We start from the raw sequence: 2,232 nt of genomic DNA, 5'->3' as shown, positions 1-2,232 counted from the left end.
CAACTGATTGCCGTTCAAGGTGAGAGTCAGGTTGTCTATCATGCCGTAGGCGGTTGAAGAGAGTTGCCCGTAACGCTGCAATCCCTTGATGTTACCGTTTTTGTCGTAGCCCGTCACGTTCTCACTGAAACGGTTCGCGTTCGTGCTGATACCTGCTGTTTCGCCATAGGTGGCATTCAGCATCCGGTCCAGTCCGTCGTAGGTGAACTTGTAGCCGCGGACGGTGCTTTCATTCCCGGACTTCCAGGTCATGCTGCTGATGTTACCGTTGTAGCGGGCGGTACCCACACCCGTATTGTAGTACAGGTTCTGGGTGAAGCGCGTACTTGTGATGCCCGTCAGCCAGCTGCGGAGGTTATAGGCATACGTCAGCTTGTTCGCCGCAGAGCCGTGCAGGGACTTGGTACTCAGACGGCCGAAACTATCGTACGTATAGTCTGCCAGAGTTATTTTGGTTCCTCCCAAAGTATGCTCCACCTTGCTTACACGGTCTGCATGGTCATAGCTATAGGTATAGACTTCCGTACGTGTGGACTTGCCGCTTGCGGTATGGCTATGCGTCACCGTGGCGGGCTGTCCCGTAAAGGTATAGACCGTATTAGTCACGTCATAACCGCCCAAAAGATTGTTCTGTACGACTTTAGTTACACGCCCCTTGACGTCATAGTAATAGCCTTTGTAAATTTTAGTACTGCTGCCGGATACAGTCACCGCGCTTCCTGTCAGGGAGCCTTTACTGTAGCCCGAAGTGTCGTTCGTGAACTGGCTCGTCGGGAAACCCGTACCGCCCAGTTCTGCACATGCACCACCTGATCGGAAGAAACCGTCTTGTTCGTGCACTCCCCCTGTTGCGTCAGCCGTCCACCGTTGTCATACACATACTCCGCGAGCTGCGCATCCGGAAGCTTCTTCCAAGTGCAGAGATTACGGTGGTCGTCATACACACAATAGGTATCCTACGTCTCGCTGATAGAATAACAAAAACTATCCTAACATACAAGATATGGAATATCTGATGTTAGGATAGTAATTAGATAGATTGGTTTTTAATCAACCTATATCAGAGGAAGACAGTAGTTCGTTACGACGAATTAACCTAAAGCATCAGGCTCTAATAAATCTGGATGTAGTATTACTGATTTATCTAATGCTCTAACAAAATGAGATTTATGGGAATATAATACTTGATACTCCTCACTCTTCTCATTTGCCCAAACTTTCAAAACTACAGCCGCTTCTAAGGGTAAACTCTTCCCGCAGAAACAGCAAACAACCATTTCTTTATTTAATATTCCATCCATAATTTTTCGCTATTCTATTAATAGATTTTTGAGACCAATTTCCCATTGTTGTTATTATACCTTTCCTCCCTTCTACAACAGCATTAAATCTACCGGGAGTAATTTCATGAAGATAAACTGTAGCTCCATCAGCCTGAGTAAAAGCCTTTCCTACAGACTTTGTTACTCTTACTTCATTCACAGAAAGTACCCCTCCTCTCGTTGCCGTTGTTCCAGCAATCCGTTGCACTCCGTGAGCAGTTGATTGTATTGCATTTTGAGTACCTCTTCCTGCCACCTTTCCTACAGCCCATCCTATTGCCTTCCCCAACAACATACCGCCAAACTCTCCGGCACCAAAGCCAAAGGCAGCTTCGCCTATAGGTCGCGCAATAGCATCTATAGAACGACTGTTCAGAGAATTGAAAAGGGCAGACTTAGAGTCTTCAGATAAAGGACTGGTTTTACCTAAGAACTGATTCTGAAGTTTACCGCTGGAAGCTATCAAGTCAAAAGCATTAACAGCCTGATTGGCTAAGATACCTCCATTCTGATAGAAGTTCAGATAGTTGTCATTACCTAACGCAATAGAGGCAGATGAACCGATATTAGTATAGCCTTTTAAGGCTTCACTGCCTTCCTGCCAACGTAAATTCCCTTGTTTATCTTCATACCAGTCAGCTCCTGTTGGGTCTATTCTGCTGATAGGGCTGTTACCACAATAAGCATAGAGACTTGTTTTGAAGTAGTTTTCAGCAGAAGGGTCCACCGTCTCAAACCTCCCCAACGCCGCATCATAATGCCGTGCCCCGTAGTCATACCAGTTCAGCCCTTTCTTCGAGTCATACTCCTTGCCGTTGTACTTGTAAGGCTGAACATTACCTGCACTTGCAAATGTACCGCCGAAAGGATAGTAATGGCTCGTCTCTTCTACCGTGCCGCTCTGGCTGAT

The 2,232-nt window shown here is 46.5% G+C and carries 2 protein-coding genes and 1 pseudogene; all 3 read right to left on the bottom strand.

What is annotated here, in order from left to right; genetic code table 11:
* Positions 1–840: pseudogene (locus DW039_RS20630) on the bottom strand (RHS repeat-associated core domain-containing protein); the annotation flags it as partial.
* Positions 841–1,091: 251 nt separating this feature from the next.
* Positions 1,092–1,301, bottom strand: a complete 210-nt coding sequence (locus DW039_RS20835; protein ID WP_035447395.1) for a hypothetical protein — start codon at positions 1,299–1,301, stop codon at positions 1,092–1,094.
* Positions 1,282–2,232, bottom strand: a 951-nt coding sequence (locus DW039_RS21390) for an RHS repeat-associated core domain-containing protein (RefSeq protein WP_229079818.1), incomplete at its 5' end; no start/stop codon positions are given. The genes DW039_RS20835 and DW039_RS21390, both read right to left, overlap by 20 nt.

Origin of the sequence: Bacteroides sp. AF39-16AC, from assembly GCF_003602735.1 — a bacterium.
Classification (GTDB): Bacteria; Bacteroidota; Bacteroidia; order Bacteroidales; family Bacteroidaceae; genus Bacteroides; species Bacteroides uniformis.
The sequence above is the reverse complement of the archived record's forward strand: the minus strand, read 5'-3'. Positions and strand labels throughout refer to the sequence as shown.

What these genes read in the sequence shown, in the direction of transcription:
- DW039_RS20835 (WP_035447395.1), bottom strand. Translation starts at nt 1,301, where the DNA reads ATGGATGGAATATTAAATAAAGAAATGGTTGTTTGCTGTTTCTGCGGG.